General features: G+C 43.2%; 25 protein-coding genes. 5 read left to right on the top strand and 20 right to left on the bottom strand.

Features of this window, described 5'->3' with window-relative positions; genetic code table 11:
- Positions 1–198: 198 nt before the first annotated feature.
- The 9 genes from AABM38_RS11705 to AABM38_RS11665 form a co-directional block, all read right to left on the bottom strand.
- A complete protein-coding gene (locus AABM38_RS11705) occupies positions 199–1,086 on the bottom strand; it encodes an acetaldehyde dehydrogenase (acetylating) (RefSeq protein ID WP_423410544.1) in 888 nt (295 codons plus the stop codon).
- A 12-nt stretch (positions 1,087–1,098) separates the two neighbouring features.
- On the bottom strand, positions 1,099–1,878 hold the full coding sequence (locus tag AABM38_RS11700; RefSeq protein ID WP_423410543.1) for a 2-keto-4-pentenoate hydratase: 780 nt from the start codon (positions 1,876–1,878) through the stop codon (positions 1,099–1,101).
- Between the two features lie 403 nt (positions 1,879–2,281).
- Positions 2,282–3,742 (bottom strand): aldehyde dehydrogenase, encoded by a 1,461-nt coding sequence (locus tag AABM38_RS11695; RefSeq protein ID WP_423410542.1) that lies wholly within the window; start codon positions 3,740–3,742, stop codon positions 2,282–2,284.
- A complete protein-coding gene (locus AABM38_RS11690; protein ID WP_423410541.1) occupies positions 3,739–4,218 on the bottom strand; it encodes a RidA family protein in 480 nt (159 codons plus the stop codon). The genes AABM38_RS11695 and AABM38_RS11690 overlap by 4 nt, the downstream gene beginning before the upstream one ends.
- Positions 4,219–4,222: 4 nt before the next feature.
- Positions 4,223–5,233 carry an amidohydrolase family protein gene (locus AABM38_RS11685; RefSeq protein ID WP_423410540.1) on the bottom strand — a complete coding sequence of 337 codons (1,011 nt, stop codon included), beginning with the start codon at positions 5,231–5,233 and terminating at the stop codon, positions 4,223–4,225.
- Positions 5,218–5,757 carry a 3-hydroxyanthranilate 3,4-dioxygenase gene (locus AABM38_RS11680; protein ID WP_423410539.1) on the bottom strand — a complete coding sequence of 180 codons (540 nt, stop codon included), beginning with the start codon at positions 5,755–5,757 and terminating at the stop codon, positions 5,218–5,220. Before AABM38_RS11680 ends, AABM38_RS11685 begins: the two co-directional genes overlap by 16 nt.
- Positions 5,758–5,916: 159 nt before the next feature.
- A complete protein-coding gene (locus AABM38_RS11675; RefSeq protein WP_423410538.1) occupies positions 5,917–6,474 on the bottom strand; it encodes an NADPH-dependent FMN reductase in 558 nt (185 codons plus the stop codon).
- Between the two features lie 92 nt (positions 6,475–6,566).
- A complete protein-coding gene (locus AABM38_RS11670) occupies positions 6,567–7,103 on the bottom strand; it encodes an FAD synthetase (protein ID WP_423410537.1) in 537 nt (178 codons plus the stop codon).
- A 27-nt stretch (positions 7,104–7,130) separates the two neighbouring features.
- Complete coding sequence (locus AABM38_RS11665) at positions 7,131–8,612, bottom strand: 4-hydroxyphenylacetate 3-hydroxylase family protein (RefSeq protein ID WP_423410536.1); 1,482 nt, start codon at positions 8,610–8,612, stop codon at positions 7,131–7,133.
- A gap of 221 nt (positions 8,613–8,833) precedes the next feature.
- Between AABM38_RS11665 and AABM38_RS11660 the strand changes: the two genes are divergently transcribed.
- Positions 8,834–9,457 (top strand): Crp/Fnr family transcriptional regulator, encoded by a 624-nt coding sequence (locus AABM38_RS11660; RefSeq protein WP_335377565.1) that lies wholly within the window; start codon positions 8,834–8,836, stop codon positions 9,455–9,457.
- A gap of 21 nt (positions 9,458–9,478) precedes the next feature.
- Here the strand turns inward: AABM38_RS11660 and AABM38_RS11655 are convergent, their stop codons facing one another.
- On the bottom strand, positions 9,479–10,099 hold the full coding sequence (locus tag AABM38_RS11655) for a Crp/Fnr family transcriptional regulator (RefSeq protein WP_423410535.1): 621 nt from the start codon (positions 10,097–10,099) through the stop codon (positions 9,479–9,481).
- A 423-nt stretch (positions 10,100–10,522) separates the two neighbouring features.
- Positions 10,523–10,852 carry a hypothetical protein gene (locus AABM38_RS11650; protein WP_423410534.1) on the bottom strand — a complete coding sequence of 110 codons (330 nt, stop codon included), beginning with the start codon at positions 10,850–10,852 and terminating at the stop codon, positions 10,523–10,525.
- Between the two features lie 249 nt (positions 10,853–11,101).
- Here AABM38_RS11650 and AABM38_RS11645 point away from each other — a divergent pair, with 249 nt between their 5' ends.
- The gene (locus AABM38_RS11645; protein ID WP_423410533.1) at positions 11,102–11,827 is read left to right on the top strand and encodes a hypothetical protein; all 726 of its coding nucleotides are present in this window, start codon (positions 11,102–11,104) and stop codon (positions 11,825–11,827) included.
- Positions 11,828–11,931: 104 nt separating this feature from the next.
- Here AABM38_RS11645 and AABM38_RS11640 read toward each other — a convergent pair whose 3' ends face one another.
- A complete protein-coding gene (locus tag AABM38_RS11640; protein ID WP_423410532.1) occupies positions 11,932–13,035 on the bottom strand; it encodes a threonine aldolase family protein in 1,104 nt (367 codons plus the stop codon).
- Positions 13,036–13,103: 68 nt separating this feature from the next.
- Positions 13,104–13,304, bottom strand: a complete 201-nt coding sequence (locus AABM38_RS11635) for a hypothetical protein (protein WP_423410531.1) — start codon at positions 13,302–13,304, stop codon at positions 13,104–13,106.
- A gap of 160 nt (positions 13,305–13,464) precedes the next feature.
- Here AABM38_RS11635 and AABM38_RS11630 point away from each other — a divergent pair, with 160 nt between their 5' ends.
- Both AABM38_RS11630 and AABM38_RS11625 read left to right on the top strand, forming a co-directional pair.
- Positions 13,465–13,683, top strand: coding sequence for an EamA family transporter (locus AABM38_RS11630; RefSeq protein ID WP_423410530.1), 219 nt, complete (start codon positions 13,465–13,467; stop codon positions 13,681–13,683).
- Complete coding sequence (locus AABM38_RS11625) at positions 13,647–14,333, top strand: EamA family transporter (RefSeq protein ID WP_423410529.1); 687 nt, start codon at positions 13,647–13,649, stop codon at positions 14,331–14,333. The genes AABM38_RS11630 and AABM38_RS11625 overlap by 37 nt, the downstream gene beginning before the upstream one ends.
- 190 nt (positions 14,334–14,523) lie before the next feature.
- Here the strand turns inward: AABM38_RS11625 and AABM38_RS11620 are convergent, their stop codons facing one another.
- From AABM38_RS11620 to AABM38_RS11590, 7 genes are all read right to left on the bottom strand, one after another.
- Complete coding sequence (locus AABM38_RS11620; RefSeq protein ID WP_423410528.1) at positions 14,524–16,176, bottom strand: amidohydrolase; 1,653 nt, start codon at positions 16,174–16,176, stop codon at positions 14,524–14,526.
- Positions 16,177–16,254: 78 nt separating this feature from the next.
- On the bottom strand, positions 16,255–17,721 hold the full coding sequence (locus tag AABM38_RS11615; RefSeq protein ID WP_423410527.1) for a sodium:solute symporter family protein: 1,467 nt from the start codon (positions 17,719–17,721) through the stop codon (positions 16,255–16,257).
- Entirely contained in the window at positions 17,721–17,942 is a 222-nt protein-coding gene (locus tag AABM38_RS11610) for a DUF3311 domain-containing protein (RefSeq protein WP_423410526.1), read from the bottom strand. Before AABM38_RS11610 ends, AABM38_RS11615 begins: the two co-directional genes overlap by 1 nt.
- 76 nt (positions 17,943–18,018) lie before the next feature.
- Positions 18,019–19,275 carry a M20 family metallo-hydrolase gene (locus AABM38_RS11605; RefSeq protein WP_423410525.1) on the bottom strand — a complete coding sequence of 419 codons (1,257 nt, stop codon included), beginning with the start codon at positions 19,273–19,275 and terminating at the stop codon, positions 18,019–18,021.
- An 82-nt stretch (positions 19,276–19,357) separates the two neighbouring features.
- On the bottom strand, positions 19,358–20,452 hold the full coding sequence (gene ald / locus AABM38_RS11600) for an alanine dehydrogenase (protein WP_423410524.1): 1,095 nt from the start codon (positions 20,450–20,452) through the stop codon (positions 19,358–19,360).
- Positions 20,453–20,566: 114 nt separating this feature from the next.
- A complete protein-coding gene (locus AABM38_RS11595) occupies positions 20,567–21,922 on the bottom strand; it encodes an aspartate aminotransferase family protein (protein ID WP_423410523.1) in 1,356 nt (451 codons plus the stop codon).
- A gap of 58 nt (positions 21,923–21,980) precedes the next feature.
- Entirely contained in the window at positions 21,981–23,447 is a 1,467-nt protein-coding gene (locus AABM38_RS11590; protein WP_423410522.1) for a CoA-acylating methylmalonate-semialdehyde dehydrogenase, read from the bottom strand.
- A 654-nt stretch (positions 23,448–24,101) separates the two neighbouring features.
- Here AABM38_RS11590 and AABM38_RS11585 point away from each other — a divergent pair.
- On the top strand, positions 24,102–25,169 hold the full coding sequence (locus AABM38_RS11585) for a multicopper oxidase domain-containing protein (protein ID WP_423410521.1): 1,068 nt from the start codon (positions 24,102–24,104) through the stop codon (positions 25,167–25,169).
- Positions 25,170–25,195 lie beyond the last annotated feature (26 nt).

The following is a 25,195-nucleotide window of genomic DNA, read 5'->3' as shown; positions in this document are numbered from 1 at the left end:
TTTAAGTAAAAATAACTCTATAGAGCTAGACGCTTTTTACTGTCTAGGTATGTTTAATCTACCAATCCGGACGCTTGTCACTACTGTCTTGGTATGTCTAATCTAGTAATCTAGATGCTTGTCACTACTGTCTTGGTATGTTTAGTCTAATAATCTAGACGCTTGTCACTACAGTCTTGGCATGTTTAATCTTACAAGCTAGACGCTTTTTACATTCTGCTTCTCCAGCATATGGCAAGCAAAATCCTCAGCCACCCGAGTTGCAGCAGCTGTCATGATGTCAAGGTTACCGGCGTACACAGGAAAATAATCTCCAGCTCCTTCAACCTCAAGGAAAACGGTTACTCGGTTACCATCAAACATTGGCTCCTGCTTCATGCGGTAACCTGGCACATATTGCTTCACTGTTTCGATCATTTGCTCGATTGATCTTGTGATTGCAGCTTCGTCCATATTTTTCACTTCACAATAAATCGTATCACGCATCAGGATTGGAGGCTCAGCTGGATTCAGGATAATCAGTGCCTTGCCTTTATCTGCACCGCCAACTTCCTCTATGCCTCGACGCGTTGTGATTGTGAATTCATCAATATTTGCACGTGTTCCAGGACCAGCACTCTTGCTCGAAATGGTTGCAACAATCTCTGCGTAGCTCACATCTGCTACAGAGTTGATGGCGTATACGATTGGAATCGTTGCCTGCCCGCCGCACGTAATCATGTTTACATTCTTCTCATCCAGATAAGTATCCGTTTTAACAGCCGGACTGACGAATGGTCCTCTGGCTGCAGGTGTCAGGTCAATCGCCAGCTTGCCTAATTCCGCTAGCACTTTTGCATGCCTTACATGCGTTTTCGCCGAAGTTGCGTCGAAAACAATATCAGCTATATCAGGGTTTTCCTTTAACGCATCAATTCCATTATGGAAGACTAAATACCCTTTTTCTTTGGCTCTCTTTAATCCATCTGATTCAGGGTCAATGCCGATCATCGCCGTCAGCTCGATGACTTTGCTTCTCTCAAGCTTATACATGAGATCGGTCCCGATGTTTCCAGACCCAATGATTGCTGCCTTGATTTTTGCCAAACTTCACACCTCCTACTCAAATGTGACAGATACTGAACCAACCTGACCGAACTGTGCCGTAATAGTGTCGCCTTTTTCAACGGCAATCGCCGCTGAAAGCGCACCAGGCAGGATTAACTCACCCGCTTTAAGGGAGATTCCGAATTCATGAAGCTTGTTAGCAAGCCATGCTATAGCGTGAGCAGGATGCCCTAAAGCCGCCGCTCCTGAACCAGTCGCTACCATCTCGCCATTTTTAGATAAAATCATCCCCACACTACGGAGATCCAATCCATCGATTTCTGCCATTTCATCTCCTACCACAACCATGGCAGAGGATCCATTATCAGCGACTGTATCAACCAGGCCAATCTTCCAATCGGCTATTCTGCTGTCGATGATTTCCAGCGTCGGCACGACATACTTTGTCGCCATCAGAACATCGAGGAAAGTGACATTAGGACCTTTTAAATCTTCAGCTAAAACAAATCCAATCTCTGCTTCTATTTTCGGGCTGAGAAGATCTCTTACTTTCACCTTTGCGCCATTTTCCACCTTCATATCATCAAGTAAATGGCCATAATCCGGCTCATCCACTCCTAACATTTTCTGCATCGCTACACTAGTGAGACCCACCTTTTTGCCAATTACGGTGCGCCCCTCGCTCAGCTTTCTCTTTAAAACCTCCAGCTGGACGTTATACGCATCCGTCACATTCAGCTCCGTATATTGCTGAGTCAGCGGCGGGACAGCCTGCTTGCTGCGCTCCGCCTCCATAAGTGTATCCGCGATTTGATCTATCACGTTGTTCATTTGCTTACCCTCCTTTTTATCTATAAAGTTATGAAAAAATGAGCTAGCCCTAGCTAAAATTCAACCCTTTTAAAGCTAATTTGATTAGTATCTTAATTTATTAGTCGAATTAAATTGGTGAAAAATCTTAATTCACCAGTTGAAGTCGTTTTTTCACCAGTTGAAATGAATTATTCACCAGTTGCAGCCGTTTTTTCACCAGTTGGGAGCAATAATTCACCAGTTGGACCCAAATCGATACTTATAGGGTGCTTATTTCAACACTTACTCCTGCTAATTTTTACTTGAAATCGCTTATTACTAGTAGGCCCGGCTTTATTACCAGTTAGAATCGATTTATCACCAGTACGACCAATTTTAGGTTTTGACCCGACTAAAATTACCAATATAAGCCAACAAATTTTCAAAGCTTCATCGTAATCGTCTTAGCCTCAGTATAAAATTCAAAGCTATGCCTTCCGCCTTCACGTCCGATTCCGCTTGCTTTGGAGCCTCCAAATGGTGTGCGCAGGTCACGATAATACCAGCAATTGATCCACAGCAATCCAGCGTTTACTCTGGCAGCAACTCGGTGGGCGCGGCGCAGGTCATTTGTCCAAACAACGCCAGCCAAACCGTACATCGAGTCATTCGCGATTCGCACTGCATCGTCTTCTGTTTTAAAAGGAATGACAACCAATACCGGCCCGAAAATTTCCTCTTGAGCGACGCGCATCTTATTGTCGACATCATATAAAACAGTAGGTTCATAGAAATTACCTTCGCCAAGGCCAGTCACTCTTTTACCGCCAATCGCAAGCTTTGCGCCTTCCGCTAACCCAATCTGCACATACTCATCGACCGTCTCCAAATGACCTTTAGAAACTAGCGCGCCCATATCAGTTGACTCATCCAGCGGATTGCCAACCTTAATTGTCCTGGCACCAGCAACAAACTTCTCCATGAACACATCATAAATGCTCTCCTGTACAAGCAAGCGGGAGCCAGCAAGGCAAATTTCACCCTGATTCCGAAAAATCGCTTCAATTGATCCAGCCACTGCTTCATCCAAATCAGCATCTTCAAACACGATGTTTGCAGACTTTCCGCCTAGCTCAAGCGATACTGGAATCAGTTGGGATGCGGCGTTCTGCATGACAGTACGGCCAGTCGTGCTGTCCCCAACAAATGAAATCCTGCGTACAGATGGATTTCGCGTCATCTCAGTGCCAACTGAGCCTCCAGGACCTGTAATAATATTTAATACTCCTGGTGGAAGACCAGCTTCATTAGCAATCTCACCAAGCATCACGGCACTCAAAGGCGTGTATGATGCCGGCTTCACAACAACCGTATTCCCGGCTGCCATCGCTGCAGAAGCTTTCCATGTCATTTGCATAAATGGCAGATTCCAAGGAATGATCAAACTTGTAACACCAGCCGGGGCGTATTTCGAGTAAGACATATACCGCGCCTGGTCATAGTGTTCATGATTGATATAGTTCGCCATCTCGGCAAAAAAGCGAAGATTTGCGGCTGCACGTGGAATGTCAAAACCGCGGCTCTCTTTAATCGGCTTCCCAACATCAAGCGTCTCGACGAGTGCCAGTTCATCCACCTTTTCCATAACCAAATCAGACATTTTGCACAAAATCTTCGACCTCTCCGCAACCGGCATCTCGCTCCACACACCACTGTCAAATGTGCGCTGCGCCACGTCGATTGCATGTTTAGCATCCTCTACACCGGCCATCGCCACGGAAGCAAGTTTTTTATTCGACGAAGGATCAATCGTATCAAAGCTCTCACCCGAGATCGCATCCCTGTATTCACCATTGATAAACAGCTTTGCGTCTTTTATTACCTGTGGTTGAGTCAGATTCATCCCAAACCAGCCTCCTCATCCTCTACTTCCACGACCATTTCAACCTCTACTGCGTTATTAAGCGGCAGCTGAGCCATGCCCACCGCTGACCTTCCATGCTTGCCTCTTTCACCAAACACCTGGACAAGCAAGTCGGAAGCACCGTTCATCACTTTTGGCTGGTCGGTAAAATCAGGCGAGCTATTCACAAAGCCAAGCACCTTCACGATTCGTTTCACTTTGCTCAGTTCACCAATCTCCTGCTTCACAACCGTCAGCAAATTAAGCATGCACTGCCTAGCAGCATCATAACCGACCTCAACCGATACATCCTCGCCAAGACGGCCGCGGTATTCATTCGTACCCTGGCCCGATGTGAAAATGAGATTTCCCGTCCTCACGCAGCTCACATAATTCCCTGCAGCAGGGCGGGCAGCCGGCAAATTGAAGCCTAATTCCATCAGCCGTTCTTCAGGTGTAACTAATGCCTTCTCCATAAAATCAACTCCCCACTTTTACAGGTATGTTCAAGAATTTCAAAGCGTTTTTACCGAGCATCGCATCACTTTGTGCCTTTGAAAGACCAAGCGTGTCGTCAATCACCTTACCTGGAGGCACTTCTCTCAGCAGGAACGGATAATCCGAACCCATGATGATTCGCTCATGTCCGAAATTCTGCAATAAGTAATTCAAATTCACAGGCTCATTCACCAATGAGTCATAGTAAAATTGCTTCGCGTAATGGCTCGGCGGCTTATCAAGTAAACGCAGATGCGGCCAAACCTTCCAGCCTTGATCCAAACGGGGCAGCAGGTAAGGCAGCGCCCCTCCGCCATGAGCCAAACAGATTTTAAGCTTAGGGAACTTATCCATGATGCCCCCTAAAATCAGGCTCGCTCCTGCAAGTGCCGTTTCACTCGGCATTCCCACCGTGTACATCAAGTTGTGACGCGGCATTCGCTCCTTGCCAAGTGTCTCCCACGGATGAATAAACAAAGGAACATCCCATTGCTCCGCCATTTCAAAAAACTCAATGAACTGAGGGTCATCAAGGTTAACACCATTCACATTCGTGCCAATTTCAATTCCGCTCAAGCGCAGCTCATGTTTACAGCGGTCCATTTCACGGATCGCCACTTCGACATTCTGCAGCGGCACCGCACCAAGCCCTATGAACTTCGATGGAAACTGGTTGCAAATGTCGGCAATGAAATCATTCTGGACCCTTGCTAAAATTTCTGCTTCCTCAGCAGGTGCCCAGTAGGAAAATGTCACAGGAATCGGTGACAGTACCTGCATGTCGACCCCTTCACGTTCCATATCCTTTATACGCTTCTCGGCACTCCACACCTGGTCAGTCACCTCGCGGAACACCTTGCCTGCCAGCATGATGTTGGCACCGCATGCGCATGTTCGCTCTAGCGTCGGCCATTTCTCCCCGCTGAAGCGCTTCGTGAGTTCAGTGAAATTTTCCGGAATGATATGCGTATGGAAGTCTACTCGCATTTCCATTCACTCGCTTCTGGTGGCATTTCATAACCGCAGTTCTTGCACTTTCGTAGCTCTTCATTTCCGTTAAAGCTGGCAATCGCTTCTTTCACCTGAACTTCGATATTCGTTAGCTGAATGGTTGCGCGGTGCATCTCGTGGTCACACTTGTCGCAGAACCAGACAAAATCTTCAAGCTCGCCTGCAGCACGATTGCGTTCAATGACAAGACCGATTGTATTCGGCACTCGGTGAGGTGAGTGCGGCACATTCGCAGGCAGGTGGAACATTTCCCCTTCTTTTACCTCAACAACTTCACGCTTGCCTTCACCATTGATGACCTCTACATAGCAGCTGCCCTGGATTTGATAAAAAATTTCCTCGGACGGGTCAACGTGGAAATCCCGTCTCTTGTTCGGGCCGCCCAACAGCATCACCATCAGCTCGGCATCCTTCCAGATGACTTTATTGTTCACCGGTGGCTTAAGCTGGTCTCTATTTTCCTCAATAAACTTCAAAAGATTGATCGGAACAAATTGGCTTTTCATATTTCCTCGTCTCCCTTCGAATCTTGTAAAACTGAGTGCATGCGTTGTCTACTTTTTAAAGAACATAAATTTAGAAAACATGATAGGTTTTTACCATTGTTTACATAACTTTATTATTGGTAATTAAAAACAAAAAGGTTCACTGCGGTTACTTTATATTTACTCCGCTACCTCAGCACAGCTTCCCTTAAGCGATTTTTGCATATGCACCACTTCATCCGCTAAAAGCGAAATTCGCTGAAGCAAATCCGTATCCACTATCTCGTTCTCCCGGTTAAAATGATCATAGTTTGCGTAAACATAGCTCGGTGCCACAAACGCGCGGAAGTAGCCGGCAATCGGCTTCAGCTGATTTTCAATCACGAGGAAATGCTGGTAAGTGCCCCCATTGGCTACAAACCCCATCACTTTGTTACGGAACGCATCAGGATGGATCAAGTCAAACAAATTCTTCAGCACACCCGGAATCGACCCTTGAAAAATTGGTGTTCCGATAATATAGAAATCCGCATTTGAAACCTTTTCAATCACTGTCCTCGTATCATCTGAATACGTCGATGGATCTCGTCCATCACAGAACTGGACGTCGTAATCCATCATATCGAGCATTTCAACCTCGATTTCCGGATACTTCTTTTTCACATCATCAAGCACTTTACGAACGACAATGCCTGTTTTGGCACCAATGATCGTGCCGGAGATCCCCAATAATTTCATCTCGTACCCTCCTATTCTTGTAAAATTGATACTAGAGCCTGCCGGTACAAAAGATTCGCACCTGCAGGGTATCCTGCTTTCCGCCAAGAATCCTACTTTCCTGCCGTCCATCCCAATAAGGTATTCGACAGGTGAACCTCTCCTTCAGATAGCAGCTGCCTGATTCTTGTGGAAGAGATCGGACTTCCCTTTGAGCAGCACACTGGCTTTGTCACCCGTACCTGGAAGTACTTTTCCAGCAGAGCAATATCCCCAAGACGGTCCTTCCCAAATCTGAAATCACCGCCAACCATGACTTCAAGCGGGTTAAGCTTCGCTAAAGTCTCAATGAACTCATATGCACTTCTTCTTGCATACATCTCATCAAACCTTGCAACCACTGAATGGTGAGCTCCAAGCTTTTCCATTTTAAATAGTTTTTCTTCCACAGTCGTCAGCATCCTTACTCCTTGAAAAAACACTCTTGGCGGAGGATCAAATGTGTACACAACACTCGGCACCATCAGCTTTCGGCCTCTTTGCACCGCCTGCCTGATGACAGCCTGATGGCCACGATGGACACCATCAAAGGCGCCAATTGCCACAATCGATTGCGGCAATTCCAAAGTAGTGTATACATGTGCTTTCATTTGACCTTCTCCTCCTGTGATTCGCACTTATTTTGTAAGCGCTTCCTTATTATCCAGCTGACATCCCTTTAACGCTTCCTCAACCATATCGAGTTTTGCCTGACGCTTATAGTTGTTATAGAAAATACCTCTCTTGCGAATCGGGTCTCCTGTGTAATAGCGCTCATACTGCAGCAAACGCTGTCCAAACGCCTCCCCGCACAAATCCCATGCAAGTTTGAAAATGCCGACGCGCTCCAGTGAAGATACACCTTCGCGTCCAACATAGTAATTATCAATCGACTCGCGTAATTCAACAGCGTCAAAATCAGCGCCTGTTGGTGACATCAATAATCCGCCAGCTCCTACAATTTGCATGACTTCAATCGCGCGTGGATACATTTTTGGCAGCAGGCCGCGAATCGTTTCAAGAGCTACATAATCTGGCATCGCTTCTCCGTGCTCCGTAATGGTGTGCTCATATTCGGCAACCTTCAACAGCGCTCTGATCGACTCAAGCGACTGTGCAAGTTCTCCAAGCTGGTCCTGAACATTTAGGTATCCATCAACACCAATTGTGTCAGCTACCTTCATGGCAACTTGTGTAGCGAACTCCAATTTTACAAGACCCCTGACACCTGATTGATGTGCTGGCTGCTGTCCTGCACCTGTCATTGGGTATAGCCTGTTGGCTGCTTCAACGTTGTTATATAAGAAAACGCGGTCCCAAGGAACGACTACATCATCAAAAACAAGCAAGGCATCCATTTCTTCGAATCTTGAAGCAAGCGGATGATCAAAGAAAGAACGAGTTCCATCCTGCATCGGTTCACGGCAGATGATGCGCAGACCTGGTGTTTCAATTGGAATGGCAAATGCTAAAGCATACTTCTCATCTCCAGGTGCAAAGCCAGGGAATGAATAAATGATGACTTCATCAGTGATTGGGGCAAGTGTCGCAAGCATTTTTGCTCCTCTTACCACCAAACCATCCGGTGTTTCCTTTACTGCGCCAAGATGTGTGAACTCATCCTTCTGTTCGTGAGAAGTCTTGCTGCGGTCGTTTTGCGGGTTAATGATTGCGTGTGTTAAGAAGATATCGTTATCGCGAAGATGTTTATAATAGTTGCGGACATTTTCAGCCCAGTTTTGATTGTATTTTTCAAAGAACCAGGAATTGTAGTACATGGAAGTCACAACAACGTTCAAGAAATCGGGTGTTCTTCCCATCAGTCCGAAGGTTGCCTTTGCATACGCTTCGAATACGTTACGGCGTTTTACCAAATCCTCATAGCTCTTAGGAACAAGGAACGAGTTGTTGACTCTCTCCCCTGTCTCTTCACATACATGAGTGATTTTATCCTGGAATTCCGGATCATGCTGCATATCATACAGCCTTGCGATTTCAAGAATTGGCTGCTTGAACACCGGCTCCTCAAACAAATTTTCCACCTTCTTGCCAGAAAGCCATACCTCAGGTTTACGTGCTTTAACTGCTTCGATATATTGAGCCCCAGTCCTTATTCCCATATACACCCTCCTGATAAAATTAATTGAAAATTCAATTTGAATTGTAATACTAAATTTTGAACGTAACTGTAGCCTATTTAACATTTTTTCAGAATTAGTTTTCTTAAAAGTCTAAATTATCTAACTTATTATAGAAATTAAGCCTTATTTCACCTATGATTATAGTAATTAGCAATCATGGCAAAGCTTCAAATCCAAAATTGATTTTGGGAGGTAATGGTATGGTTACGGTTTATGAGGATGTATTTCACTGGGAGGCCTATCTAAAATACGGAACTCGCCAGTTTTTTAGGAAAAAGGAATACATTTATCAGCAAGGAAAAAACGGCGAAGGCTTTTACTACCTGCATAAAGGGCTAGTACGGATCATCACTGAAACAGCCACTGGAAAAGAAAATATGCTGAACATCGTCATCCCCAACCAGCTGTTGGGCGTTCAGTCACTTGATCAAAACACACATTTCACTACCGCTATAGCCGTCAAAGATTCCGTTGTCTATCACTTCTCTTCAGACGAATTCAGGAAACTGATGATCGCCCATCCAGAACTCTTCAAACTCTTTTCAAAAAGCGTTATTCATAAAATGAAAATCCTTTTAGATCGGATTAATTTGAATGCGCTTACATCAGAACAAAAACTAGCTGTTCTGCTCCACAACATCTGTGATGAATTCAAAAATTACGAAATTCCAATCAGTCAGCAAGACCTCGCCTGCTGTACAGGACTCACACGCATTACCGTATATAAAGTCCTCAAACAATGGCAGGAAGCCGGAGTTGTTGACATCCAAAAACGAAAATACTACATAAAAAAACCAGATTTCTTAAGAAACCTGGTTGGCTGAGCATGAAATTACATGATTGTATTACTGTTGTGCATTGCTGGCAATGGCCCTGATTTTATCAAAATCTTTTATGATGATCTCACGCTTTTTAAGCTCTATGTAATCTCTTTGCTTCCATTTCTGAATAATCTTGTTCACGGTAATCCGGGAAGTGCCAATGTACTTCGAAAAAGCAGTCTGATTCATCGAGGCGTTCCCGTTCTCCTGAACAAGTTTTAGCAAATAAAAAGCCATTTGCTGTTCAACAGGGCTATCCAGGTGAGCGATGATTTCTGCGAGCGTCCTAAACTTATAGATGAGTGAATCTGTATAAATCATTGCTGCATCGGGATGTTCCTTGCAGATCTTCGCAATCACTTCATCTGAAAAAAAATAAATTCTTGACGCACAAGTCGTCGTACCGCTGGTTAAATAGGGCTCCCCATGAACACCATGCTCACCAAACAGCATCCCAGGCGGAACGATATTAATGATCCGCTCGTCCCCATGATCCGAAAGAAGCGTTACCTTAACCTCCCCCGTCTTCAAATAATAGATCCCGCGGCCAGCCTCTCCCTGGTGATAAACCACTTTATTCCTCTCCACCTCGAACAACTGGCCATATGCCAAAAAAGGCTCCCATAAATAGCGAAGGTTATGCATGTGATCACCCTTCTATCTTTTGCACGTTTTTTAATTATTAAGACAATTATATCAAATTTTTTCATAGACGTATTTACTAAAATAGAGCTCCATCCCTCAGTTTGCTATGCAAAAACAACTTATTCTAATTATAAAAAACGTTCAGGAATAATAGCTCTGAACGTTTTCCAGTTTGGTATTCAAATATCGTATGCATCACAAAAAAACAAATTTCTATTAAATCTGTCCTGGATTATGATGGTTTATGCCATCTGATTGACTTGCCAGCAACACGACCATATTTATTTTTATCTTGGTTTTGTTTTTTCATTTGAGGATTATTATGTGGAAGGAACATGCGGAAGAATTACTCTTTAAGAGGAACATAGTGATAATAAAATGAATTAGTAAGATTAATTTTACAAAGCAGGACTGCAATAATCTTCAGCTCAGCCTTCTTTTTATCAGCTCTAGTTCTCTCTCATTACGTGCAGCTTTTTCCCAGATAAAGTCCTGATCCATTTCTAATCTATTGAATCGATCCATAATTTCACTATGGCGCCCATCATTTTTAGCATCAGAGGCATCCATTTTTGCTTCCAATGAGTCTATTCTTGTTTCCAATGAGTCCATTCTTGCTTCTAAGTTATCCAATCTCTTTTCGATAGAATCCAGCCTCTTGCCGTGTTCCTGTTGAAGAGTTTGGATATTCCCAACTATTGTAAGCATTTGAGTAAGCATGCCCTCAACTCGGTCGAATCTTTCTTCCAACATGTTTTTCACCTCCCCTTCATCATATTATAAAATAGTCCTAAAAAAATTAATAGATTAAACGTATTTAACAATCTTTGCATCATAGTGATTTATCATGCCAAGGACTTTCATTATTTTAAACCATTGTGAAATTCGACAATATAAATATGAAAACGCCAATAAAAGTTTGATGACATGTTTTCATTACCCTCACTAACGGGAAATCTGTTACTATGACGATTCTAAATACATAAAAAGGTGTGTCACAACTTGAAGAATAAATTATTTTCAGAAATAGCAGTCCCTATTGAACCTCCTTTTGGCTTTAAACCGGGCAAGGACTCCGAGCGAGATTTCACTTTTGACAAAGGGGATCGTTTTAAGGATTATCTGTTGGAGAATGACGGAATCGCATATGATTTGAGCCTTGATAACAACGGACAATGGTACTTTTTTACATCATTTGTTTGTGAATCATTGGATGAGCTGAAACTTTCGAGGCAAATTTTCAGGCCGCCATATTTAAAAGATGAAACACTGGAATTGGTGGATCTGCTAGAAGATTTGAAACTTACTCCTTTATACGAAGGCCATGACAAAGCATATGGTCATGTTTTATCGCTTGTTGATGATTTGGCTTCCGTCCCTGCTTTTCACCAGGCAAGGCTTGCAAACTACGATGGAACAGACGACCCAACGATCATTAAAAAGATTCATTTCATTGAAAATGAATATAAAAGTGAAAAAACCCGGTTCATCTCTGGCTTTGAAACACGCTCTTTTGCTACCGTAACGGAGAATGAATTTTACGCAAAAAAGATTCACCTTCCTGGTAATGCACGCACTTACCTGAAACTGTTTATCTATTTTTCAAGATATGGCATCATGCCATCACAGCAAATGATGCCGAGATTCCTTTCAAATCTGTGGGCATCCACTCAGAGCTTGAACATTCAAGCGAATACAGCACTATTTAAAACTGAATTTATAGAATAAAAATAAGCAATTCTGCTTCAGCAGGATTGCTTATTTTATAACCTTATGAAATTTGATAAAGTTTTATTGGTGCTCGTTTTATTTTTTCAAAGTAACTAATGCGGTTATTTAATATGGAACCTCTGCTTCATCTTGTCATCAAGAAGCTTAAATACTTCCTTCAAAATGTCCTTTGGAATCTCCGCATAACGATCCCCCAAACTCACTTCAAAATAACAGGAATTTTCTCCAGTTTCTCTTAAATGATTGGTGATGCCAACACCAGTTTGTTGCTGAACTTCTATAATAATAGCTTCCATTTCCTCTTTTGAATGCGGAATATGGACATGGAACATATTTGAAACAGGAACTTCCGGAAGAGTTGAAAAATCATAACATGAATTGTACAGATACGCGAGCTCCTTAGCATCTTCGTAATACTGCCCCATTTTTCCGGATCTCTTTTCAAAATAATAGTCCGCTGAAAGGATATAAGGATACAGGCTGATCAAATCCCCGCCGTATCTTCTTTTCCAAACTTTTGATTTCTTGATAAACTCTTTGTCTCCCGCCAAAATTGCTCCTGCAATGCCGCCAATTCCCTTATAGAAGGACATGTAGACACTGTCAAAAAGGGCACAAACTTCAGCTGCGGATTTTTTATAATATGGGAGGACTTCCAATAAACGAGCTCCATCTAGGTGAAGGTTAATTCCATTGTTACGGCAATGCTCAGAGATTTGAACAAGAGTCTCAAAGCTAGGCAATTGCCCGCCAATTTCACGTTGAGGCAGCTCAAGCAAGAGACAGGAAATCCCCTCTCCCATTGTCTTTACATCCTCAAGCTCTATCACACGTGTCTTGTCAGCAAGTAAAACCGTTTCAATTTTATGTAATTCCTTTAACCCATCTTCCTCGTGAATCTCGAGATGACTTAAAGGGTGGTATGCAACCTTTGGGAAGCCTTTTTCATCACACCAAATTCGCAAAGCAATCTGCTGGGCCATCGTTCCGCTTGGAAAAAAGACCGCCTTTTCCTTCCCTAACAAGGCAGCCATTTTATCCTGAAAATCTTCAATGACTTTCCCACTTCCATAAATATCACTAAGCAAACTCCCATCAATATTTTGGAAAGCTTCTTTTAATACCTGGACATCCCTATTGCCATGTCCGGCTAATTGGTGAATTGTTTGTTTATATGAATCTTGTAATGTGATAACGTCAGCCATATTGGTACACCTACTTATTATAAATTTTAAATTTATCACTTTTCATTATAGTAAGTTAAAATGAAAATTCACAACTTCTTCTTAATTAAATCGATTAAATAGTAGATTTGGGAAATCAAAAATGAAAGAAGAAGCACAATGATTATCCCTACCATAAATACAGCGTCTTCTGCAGGATCACCACCGCCACTTACAATAGAACCAACTATAAAAAAGACGATTACACTTACTAATATACTTAAGAGGAAAATACTAACAAATTTGGACATGAAATCACTCCTTTTTTAGAGCAACAAATTTATATTCTTAAATATATTACACAGTTGAATTTTATTACCTGCTTCTTTCATTAAAAAGAATATTCCTGGAACTCTTTTACAAACTAAAAAAAAGAATCTAGTCTCACTCAGAAATGGAGTTAACCAAAAGATGAGCATTATATTAGCACTGTTGGCTGCATTATTTGCATCCTTTACAGCAATACTCGCTAAGTTTGGAATAGAAAATGTCGATTCTAATTTAGCTACTGCTGTCAGGACAGTGGTCGTCTTGATCATGGCCTTCCTGATGGTCATCATAACTGGACAAACCGGCAGCATTAAACCGTTTCGATGCATGCATTCATTTACCTTGTCTTGTCAGGCTTGACGACAGGTTTATCCTGGATATGTTTTTTTAAGGCAATACAAATTGGTGATGTTTCAAAAGTTGTACCAATCGATAAAGCAAGTGTAGTTCTCACCATTGTATTATCCTTTCTGATTCTCAAGGAACCTGCAACAGCTACAGTCGTAACGGGTGGTATCGTGATTTCAATTGGAACCTTTATGTTAATAGGTAAGACTGATAAAAAAAATAAGGAGAAGAAGGTCTTTAACACCAAATCTTATATTTTTCTCGCGATCCTCTCCGCAATTTTTGCGGCGCTTACAAATATTTTAGCCAAAATTGGGATTGAAGACGTGGATTCAAATGTTGCTACATTTGTTCGTACTGTAGTGATCCTTCTTTTCGCCTGGGGTATTGTTTTCTTTCAAGGAACTTTCAAAAATCTCCGGATGATCACAAAGAAAGCATATATTTTCCTTATTTTGTCGGGAGCTGCAACAGGGTTCTCGTGGCTATGTTATTTCGGCGCATTGGCACTTGGCAAGGTAAGTGTCGTAAATCCGATCGACAAATTTAGTGTAGTGCTTACCATGATCTTAAGCTTTGTAATTCTAAAAGAGAAACCAACGAAGTATACGATTGCTGGGGCTGTATTTATTACGATGGGAACAGGGTTGCTTATTATTTAAATTTTGTTGTTCCTAAATTTCGCATACAAAAAAGGACATTGCTGTCCTTTTTTACTGATCTCTTGCAGATTGAACAGACATAAGCTTTATTAATAATTTTTCGCGGCATCATTCGCCATCATTACCCAAAGTACGACATACCGCAAAAATAAAGTCAAATCCTGCGCTTTCCCGAGAAATAATTCTTAACTTATTTTCTTGATTTCACATCACAAACTGCCTCTGCACAAAGATTCTGAGAATCATATAAAACTTCCCCATCAATCATCGTCAGCTCAACCTTCATTTCTTTTATTAAACCTTTATCTTGAGTCAATATACTGGAATCCAGAACAGCGAAATCAGCTAACTTTCCTGCCTCTATGCTTCCCTTTATATTTTCCTCAAAGCTTGCATATGCACCATTCCAGGTGTAAGCCCGGATCGCTTCCATAATTTCGATGCGCTGGTTCTCTCCTACTGATTTTCCTCCGATGGACTTCCTGTTTACCGCAGCATGAATACCCAAAAGCGGATCCAGGAAGGTAACAGGTGCATCAGATCCAAATGCCGCTATAATTCCTTTTTCAATAAAATCTCGGGCAGGATACATCACATCCACCCGATCACCATAGTATTCGAGATACTTATCACCGTTGACGTACATGAAGACTGGATTTGGAGTTACTACTACTCCCAGCTTTTTCATCCTCTTTTGCAAATCTGGCGAGGAAATCCCAGCGTGCTCGATCCGGTGTCGGTGATTAGACTGGGGATGCTTGGCCAATGCCGTTTCATAACAGTTCAGCAGCATTTCGATCGCTCGATCTCCTTGTGCATGTGCCGTCAGCTGGAATCCTTTTTCATGAGCTAATCCTAGTATTCTATTTAACTCTTCTTGGCTGTAATAAATAATTCCATTATCCGAAGGGTCATGCGTATAGCCTTCGCGAGTAGCAATTGTTGGACCAACACTGCTTCCATCGGTAAAAAGCTTTGCTGGACCAATTTTGAAACGGTCATCACCAAGCCCGGTAATCGGGCCAGCATCGGTCATTTTTTTTACAAAATCGTGAGAATTGGTTAATGAGCCAATCATCGCGTATACACGAACCTTCACTTCATCCGCTTTGATGGCCTGCTGCATAATCCGGATGGTTTCTGCTCCATCTCCATATGCACCGGCATCATGGATACTTGTGATTCCCGCCTTAATGAATTCCTCTGAGGCTAACTGAATCCCTTTTCGAATTTCTTCATTCGTATAACTCGCATATTCAAACACCTGCATATGCGCGTTTTCGATCATGCGACCTGTAAGGGTACCATCTTGATTCCTTTCTATTATTCCCCCTTCTGGATTCGGGGTATTTTCGCTAATTTTAGCTATTTCAAGGGCCTTGCTGTTTACAACAGAAGTATGATTACATGTCCGAATGATGACAATTGGATGCTCTGTGGATATTTCATCAAGCTCAGCTCTTGTCGGATAACGCTTTTCTCTTAGTTTTTGTTCGTTAAAACCCCAGGCCCTGACCCATTGTCCTTGTGGAGTTTCAGCAGCCTTTTTACGAAGGTCGACAAAAAGATCATCTAAAGACTGTACATGCGGCTCAATACAGCTTACTCCTAAAAGGTTGGTTCCATAAATGGTCAGATGAATATGTGAGTCTATTAATCCCGGGAGCAGAGATCTCCCTTGCAGATCGATTACCTTTGTTTCATTCGCGGCATATTTTTGGATTTCTTCGTTCGAGCCCACGGCGAGGATGCGATTTCCTTTTACAGCAACAGCCTGCGCAACCCTGTCCTGTTTATCGACTGTAATTACTTCCCCATTTAAGAAGACGGTATCTGCTTTCATTTCAATCCCCTTTCTTGTAAGAAAAAATCGTCAGACCCATTTAAAAATGAGCAGCCTGACGATTTTTTTATTTTTACATTAAGCTACATCAACATAACGTTTGACGTCCTCTTCGGTCTGTGGCTTTGTCATAAAGCTTACTGTTACCATTATGATAATGTTGAAAATCAACCCAAGAATTCCTGCGTGAATTTCAAAAGGTGTTGAGGTCGCCACAAGCTGGAAGTAATAGTTCACAAATGTTCCGACAACCAATCCAGAAATAACCCCTTTAGTCGTTGCACGTCTCCAGAACAGAGCACTATAAACACCTGGCGCGAATTGCACAATCGAACCATATGCCCCTAAAAGTAACGCAATCAACCCTTGCCCGCCAAAAACAGTAATATAATAAGCCAGTGCGCCAATTACAAAGACACCAATCCGCATAATCAACAACGTCTTTTTCTCGGAAATATTCTTCCAGATTTGTTTGATTACCCCGTCCGTCACTTCCAATGATGCACTATGTGTGATTGCATCGGCTGTTGACATCGCTGCTGCAAGAGCCCCTGCTCCAACTAGACCATATAACCACCCAGGCAAGTTCATTACAGTGGTAATTAAGTAAGGCAAGACTTGGTCAGCACTTTGAAGATCCGCAGCATCAACAACTCCTCTAGCAGCAAACCCAACTAGTAGCAGCGGAATTAAAAACAATGCGAAAATCGGATAAGCAAGAACAGTCTTTTTAATTGTGCGAGAGTTGGAAGCATAAGATTTTGAGAACAAATGAGGCCACATCAAGAAACCGATAACTGATACTAAAATTGTTGTAGTGTAGGCAACCGTTCCCATTGCTGAGCCTTCTTTACCAATTTGAAGCAGCTCAGGCGTTTCACGTGCCATACTTGCAAACATTTCTGTCGTTCCGCCATGCAGCTGATAGACAATCGCCAAACCAACAACCCATGATACGATGATCATTAACAATCCTTGGAACACGTCTGACCAGGCAGCAGCCCGCAGGCCGCCAGTTGCTACATAAATAACCACAATCCCATATGATACAAGTGCTCCTAACCAGAAAGGGATTCGTCCTTCAGTCATGATATTAAATATTATAGCCATTCCAGACATTTGTGTAGCTAAATATTGAATCGAAGCAAACAAAGCAATTAAACCAACAATTACTGCGATTGCAGGGCTATTAAATCTACCCTTCAAAAATCCAGCAAGTGTGTACAAACGATGTTTTTTTCCTATTTTCCCGATTTTTGGTCCAATGATATACCATGGTAAAATCGCAAACGCTGTATAGGTAATGATATACAATGCAGGAGCTCCCTTTGAGTATGCCCAGCCTGGCGCACCCAGGAAAGAAAATGCACTGAATACCGATCCGCCCATAAGGAACCACATGACGAATAAACTGATTTTCCCTTCTGCAACAGCAAATTCATCAAGAGAATTGCCATCTCTTCCTCGTCCAGCCATAACTCCAACAATAAGTGCAATGGCCAGGTACATAATCATCATTATGAGAGCGATTTGCCAGCTTGGCATTAGACATCCTCCTCCTCATCCTTAGCTGGATCGAAACGATAAAGAACTACCAGAGCAATGAAAGTAATCAAAATCCAAAGAATAACCCAGAAAAACGAAAACGGTAACCCAAATACGATCGGAGTCGCACGGTTCCCAATTTCAAACAAAGGAAACACAAGCAACAAAAACGGTATCACACTAAACAAAATATAAAGAGTATTAAACTTCGCCTTGCTCAACCTTCCTCATCTCCCTCTCCTCTTTAACGCTCTAAAGCACCGGGGGTCAGACCCCCATCGCTTTAAAGGGGTAAAGTTATTTGTTTTTTTCTGCCATTTTCACTGTCGTTCGGTATAGCAGCTCGGTACCCAAGGATATGTCGTCAATGGTTGAGTATTCTGCTGGGTTGTGGCTGATTCCGTCTTTGCAGCGGACGAAGATCATTCCGTATTCGCAGACATATGACATAGCGAGGGAATCGTGGAATGGGCCGCTCATCAGCTCCATTGTATCCAATCCCATCTCTTTGCTCTCACTACGCATGACGTCCATTATATCTTGGGAGCAGTACCTCGGCTCGCTGTTTGTATCTTCTGAGATTTTGCATGTTAATCCATGCTGGGCCGAAATCTCGTCCATTTTCGTCCTGAGTCGCTCTTCTAGCCTGTGTCTTCTATCAATATCGATATCTCGCAAATCCACAGTGAAGCTTACCTTTTCAGGAATGATGTTGCGAGAATCCGGGAAGACCTTCAAGCTCCCTACAGTACCAACGGTTGGGGCATCTGGATCTTCACTTGCCAGTTCGTTGAGGGCAATAATGACCTTCGCAGCACCGACTAACGCATCCTGCCTCATCGGCATTGGTACGGAACCGGCATGTCCAGCAAATCCCTCTAATTCGACTGTCAGCCATAATGGACCCGAAATCCCGGTGACTATGCCAATCGGCAAGTTATTTTTTTCAAGCACTGGTCCCTGTTCAATGTGCATTTCGAGGAACGCTGCAATGCTTCCCTCTGGATATTGCGATTCCTGGAACTTATCCGGGTTACACCCAAACTCAATCAATGCTTCTTTCCTGGTGACTCCATCCTTGTCAGCCCGTTCCAGTTCCCCCTCTTCCAGTTTGCCGAGGATGCCCCTGACTCCGAACAATCCTTTATTGAAACGGCAGCCCTCCTCATCGCAAAAAGCAACGACCTCAATTGGCACCTTAGGAACAATATTTTGTTCCTTCATTGTTTGCACGACTTCCAAAGCACCAAGAACACCAATTGCGCCATCAAACCGTCCGCCATATGGCTGCGAATCTATGTGCGATCCAAGCATCAAAATCGGTGCGTTAGGATTTTCTCGCTCGAACCGGCCAATCAGATTTCCGAAATCGTCGATCCTCGCTGTCAGCCCTGCTTCCTCCATCCACGACTTTACCCTTTCAACACCCTGGCGGTCCTCCTTGGACAAGGCAAGACGGCATACACCTGTTTCACCGATCTTCCCAATCTCCGCTAATTCATTGATCCTTTGTTCAAGGCGTTGTTTGTTGATTGTCAATGTCTGCAGCGTCATCAAAATCCCTCCTTAATACAACAGAAAATCATTCTCTTTTTCTGGCAGTTTTTCTTTTAGTCCAATTAATCTTAAGAACTTCCTAAATCATCGTCATCTGATGTGCCTTCGCTACTTCCTCATAAACAATTCTTCCACCTAAAACATTCAGCCCTCTATGTAAGGCTTCATTCTCGTCAAATGCCCGCTGGTACCCTTTATCGGCAATCTGTAAAATATATGGAACTGTCACATTCGTCAGCGCCATCGTTGAAGTCCGAGGCACTGCTCCAGGCATATTCCCGACCGCATAATGGACAACTCCATGTTTTACATATGTCGGATTCGCGTGAGTAGTGACATGCGTGGCTGTTTCAAAAATCCCTCCCTGATCAATCGCCACATCGACAATGACTGACCCTTCCTGCATCAGGCAGACCATTTCTTCTGTTACCAGTTTCGGAGCCTTTGCACCCGGGATCAATACTGCCCCAATGACCAGGTCCGATTCCGCGACAGTATCTGCGATCGTGTAGGGACTCGACATCAATGTCGTGATGCTATTGCCAAAAATGTCATCAAGCTCACGCAGGCGATCCGGACTCACATCAAGGATAGACACTTGTGCACCTAGACCAACTGCAACCTTTGCGGCATTCGTGCCGACGACACCTCCGCCAATGATCGTAACCTTACCTCTGTTCACACCTGGCACACCGCCAAGCAAGACACCCTTGCCTCCACGGGATTTTTCGAGGAATGATGCCCCGATTTGGGTTGCCATCCTTCCAGCAACTTCACTCATCGGTGTCAGTAATGGTAACGCTCTATTTGGCAGCTGTACGGTCTCATAGGCAATCGCCACGACATTTTTTTCCACCAAAGCCTCTGTCAAAGCGCGATCAGCTGCCAGGTGTAAATACGTGAACAAAATCAGTCCATCAAAAAAATATTGATACTCATCAGGTGTAGGCTCCTTCACCTTCACAACCATTTCGCTTTTCCAAACTTCTTCTGCACTTTCAACAATCAACGCGCCAGCTTCCATGTACAGCTCATCGATAAAACCTGAATTCAGCCCTGCTCCTTTTTCCACCAAGACCTGGTGCTGATACTGAACGAGCTGCATCACTCCCGCAGGTGTAAGCGCGACTCTGTTTTCATTGTTTTTAATCTCTTTAGGCACACCAATTTTCATTGTCCATCTACCTTTCTGGTAATATACTGGAATCTCCTTGGACATTGTGCAAAACACTCGTAATCCTATAAACTACCAAGGATTACGAGTGTCAAAGTTGGTTGTAAAAATATTCTACTGAATCGCCTTCAACTCATCAGTCAGGGTTTTGATGATAAACTGAAGATCCTCCATTTCAATATTCAATGGCGGAGATAACGTCAGCACATTGTTATACCCAGCAACGGTCGCCCCATTTTTACCAATGATGAGGCCCTTTCCCTTACAGCCGCCAATTACTTTATTTACAAGGTCCACTTCAAGAGGTTCTTTAGACTTCTTATTCTTGACCAGTTCGATTCCAACCAGCAATCCTTTTCCGCGTACATCTCCAACAAAAGGATGGTCAGCCAGTTGCGAAGCCAAACTTTGTTTCAAGTAATCTCCAAGCTCCCTCGACCGGTCAAACAGCTGCTCATTTTCCATGATTTCAAGATTCTTCAAAGCTAGCGCACAGGCAGCCGGATTTCCTCCAAATGTATTCACATGGCGGAAATAATCGTATTCCTCTGAGCCTTTAAAAGACTCATAGATTTCCTTACGAACCGCAGTTGCCGACAATGGAAGATAAGCGCTCGTTATTCCCTTTGCCATCGTGATAATATCTGGCTTAACACCATAATTCATGAAGCCAAAAGGCTTGCCAGTCCGGCCAAATCCGCAAATGACTTCATCTACTATCAGCAAGGCGCCATGCTTTTCGCAAACCTCTTTTACACCCTTCATATACTGGTCTGGCGGAACGAGAATCCCGCCGCCCGTAATGATCGGCTCCATGATCACACCAGCAATCGTCTCACTCAGCTCCCAGGTCATTACCCGGTCAATATCCTTCACTGATTCCAGCTCACTTGGCGGAGCATCCACCCTATCCTTGCCGCGATACAGATCCGGCGGCGGCACATGCAGGAACCCAGGTGCCAGCGGCTCATACTTATACTTTCGCTGCGCCTGGCCAGTTGCCGCCAATGAGCCCATCGAATTTCCATGGTACGCTCGGTAGCGCGAGATGAACTTATATCGGCTGCCCTCTCCTTTTTGCTGGTGGTACTGCCTTACCAGCTTGAACGCTGTTTCATTCGCTTCAGATCCGCTGTTGGAAAAGAAGATCACATACTCGTCACCAAGCATTTCATTCAATTTTTCCGCCAGCTTAATAGCCGGAATATGGCTCTGGCTGAGCGGGAAATACGCCATTTGCTTTAGCTGTTCATAGGCTGCCTCCGCAAGCTCCTCCCGCCCATATCCGACATTCACACACCAAAGGCCGGCCATACCATCCAAATATCTTTTGCCATTATGATCCGTCACCCACGACCCTTCTGCTTTTTCAGCGATCAAGGTACTATCCGGACTGTACGGCTTCATCGAATGCCAGACATAATCCCGATCCTTCGTTAGAAAATCTTCACCTTGTTTAATCTTAGTCATTCCTGCCTTCCTCCTACTTTCAGGCTTTTATAAAAAACATCCCCGTTTAACCAATCAATTAATAATCAAATCTAGAAGTGATCATCTTTTTACGCGTAAAGAAGTTCACCCCGTCCTTGCCATTCACATGCAGGTCTCCGTAGAAAGAATCCTTCCATCCTGAGAATGGGAAGAAGGCCATTGTTGCCGGAACACCAACATTGACTCCCAGCATTCCTGCATCTGCTTCTTCTCTAAACTGTCTAATGGCTTTTGCATCCTTTGAATAAATGGTCGCACCATTTCCGTAACGGGATTTTCGAAGATATTCAAGTGCTTCATCCAAATCCTCCGCTCTCAGCAAGCTTAATACCGGCGCAAAAATTTCATCCTTTGCGATCGTCATTTCTGGGGTAACATGGTCAAAAATTGTTGGTCCTAAGAAGGTTCCATCCTTGAATTCATCCATTTCATTCCGCCCATCAAGCAGCAGTGTCGCCCCTTCTTCCACTCCCTTTTCGATATAGCCCAGCACCTTTTCTCGGTGAGAGTCACGGATTACTGGAGTGAGGAGAACCTCGTCATCCAAACCATTTCCGATGACAAGCTCGTCTGCCTTCTGCTTTAACGCCTGGACGAACTGATCTCCGTCGCCAACTACGACAACCGCACTGCACGCCATGCAACGCTGACCGGCACTTCCATAAGCCGAACTGACGATATGAGTAACAGCCTTTTCCATGTCCGCATCCGGCATAACAATATGGTGGTTTTTCGCTCCTGATAATGCCTGGACTCGCTTCCCTTGTGCTGCTGCTCTTTCATATACATATTTCGCAACAGGCTGTGAGCCAACGAACGAGATTGCTTTTACATCCTCATGGTCAAGCAATCCATTCACGACATCATGGGCACCATGCACGATGTTCAACACGCCTTTCGGAGCACCTGCTTCTGAAAACAGCTCAACCAATTCATTTGCTAAAAGCGGTGTCCGCTCAGATGGTTTCAGCACGAATGTGTTTCCACAAGCAATCGCGAGCGGGAACATCCACAAAGGGACCATCATCGGGAAATTAAAAGGTGTAATCCCACCTACAACCCCAAGCGGATAGCGGAACATTTCAGAGTCGATGTCCTCAGCAATATTCGATAAACTTTCACCCATCATTAGCGTCGGCGCCCCTGCTGCAAACTCCACACACTCGATACCGCGCTGAACTTCTCCATGCGCTTCCTTGTAAGCCTTGCCATTTTCCTGAACGATCAGCTTCGCCAGTTTTTCATGATTTTCACTCAATAAATGATGATATTTATATAATATTCTCGCCCTTTTCGGCACCGGAGTGTTTTTCCATGTTTTGAACGCTTCATGTGCAGAACTTACAGCTAATTCCACATCTGCATTTGAAGAAATCGGGACCTTCGCCAATACTTCACCAGTTGCCGGGTTAGGCACATCCAAAGTTTCAGTGCACTGTGCATCCACCCATTCACCATTAATAAAGTTCTTCAATACAGCCGTATCATTTTTGATTACTGTCATTACTACGAAGCCTCCTTTATCTTTTTCTAAATTTTTAAAAAATTTTCCTTATAGTAAAATTATCTTTGATTTGCAACTAGCTTTCATTAGACACTATGTAAAATAACTGCCAAAGAATTTTTCACATAATGAATAAACAAAATTTGCTCTAAAATGAACCATTCTTTTGTGTGTTATCGCTTCCACTTAGGGTTTGGGTGTTTTTCATATACTTCAATGCTTTTAATAATCTGATTTCCACACCAGATGTCCGCTTTCCGCTGAAGAGGAGGAAAAAGCCCTACTGTCGTCTTTTTCAATAAGCAAATTCTTCCTGGCTGGACGGTGAGCATCCTCGGTGTTTTTAGGGCCTTTGGGGTAAAAATGGTCCTGAGTTGCAGACCAAGTGACCTCATTTTAAACGGTTTAAATTTGTTCACTTAAGCAATCCGCAAATGCTTTCTTGGTATAACTTTAATTACGTTATTTAATGTATATATAGTATCTAAACTTCAACAGAGTGATAAAGGTCTCAGCGTTTACGAAATAGTTCACAAACCGTTCATTTCGCTCCATTAAATTTGTGATTTCAATCACAATGCCCAAATAATCAACAGGATAAAATGATAACGAAAAAACGTTTTAGAATAATGATATTAAGTAGGAGGAAGGACAATGAGGTATAATAAAAAGCTATTAAGAAACACATTTTTTTCTGCCGTGGTACTTTTACTCCTAGCCTGTAATACAACTACATCCTCAGAAAACCCACAACAAACTAATGATTCAAAAGGAACCGTTTCAGCTGCCGCCCCTAACATATTTGCACCACACGAAAACGTAAATCAGCCACCGACCCCTTTAAAAATTGAACGAGTAAGCGAAAATGAAGTGAATGTTGAAATGACAGCACAAATCACGGATATTGAGATATCAAAAGGAAATATATATAAAGCCTGGACATTTAACGGCGAAGCCCCTGGCCCTGTAGTTGTAGTGAATGAAGGTGATATCATTAATTTCAACTTAGTCAATATGGATCCTGCTATCCCTCATAGCATGGACTTTCATGCCGTACATGCAGCTCCATCAAAGGACTTTATTGATGTAATGCCAAATGAAAGCGGTTTCTTTACCTACCCTGCAAGTAAACCAGGAGTTTTTATGTATCATTGTGGTACCAAACCGGTTTTATCACATATTGCAAATGGAATGCATGGAACGATCATAGTGAAGCCGAATGATGGTTATCCGAATGACGGGGAAATCGACCGTGAATTCGTTATTATCCAAAATGAATGGTATAAGTATAACGATTTAGAGGATTTTACGAATGGAGTGCCAAGCAATGTTGTTTTTTCAGCTAAGGCGATGAAAGAAGGACAATTAAACACAAATGGCGTGGTAGGCAGTTTAGTAGATACACCTCTTTTAGCAAAAGTTGGTGACCGGATTCGTTTATATGTAAATAATGTCGGTCCAAATGAAGTCAGCAGTTTCCATGTTGTTGGTACGATTTTTGATGACGTCTATATCGATGGAAATCCGTTCAATCATATGAAAGGCCTGCAAACAGTCATGTTACCAGCGAGTGGCGGTGCTGTTGTAGAGTTTACTGTAACAAAAGAAGGCAACTATCCGATCGTCACTCACCAATTTAATCATGTGACCAAGGGCGCGGTTGGAATGATTAAAGTAACAAAAGATGGGAACGATGACGGAAGTGCCATAGCTGGACACTAATGAAATTAGGTAGTCGTTAAATTGAA

Source organism: Heyndrickxia sp. MSNUG (assembly GCF_049532715.1).
Classification (GTDB): Bacteria; Bacillota; Bacilli; order Bacillales; family Cytobacillaceae; genus Mesobacillus.
Note: the sequence above shows the minus strand (reverse complement) of the source record. Positions and strands in the feature narration are given on the sequence as shown.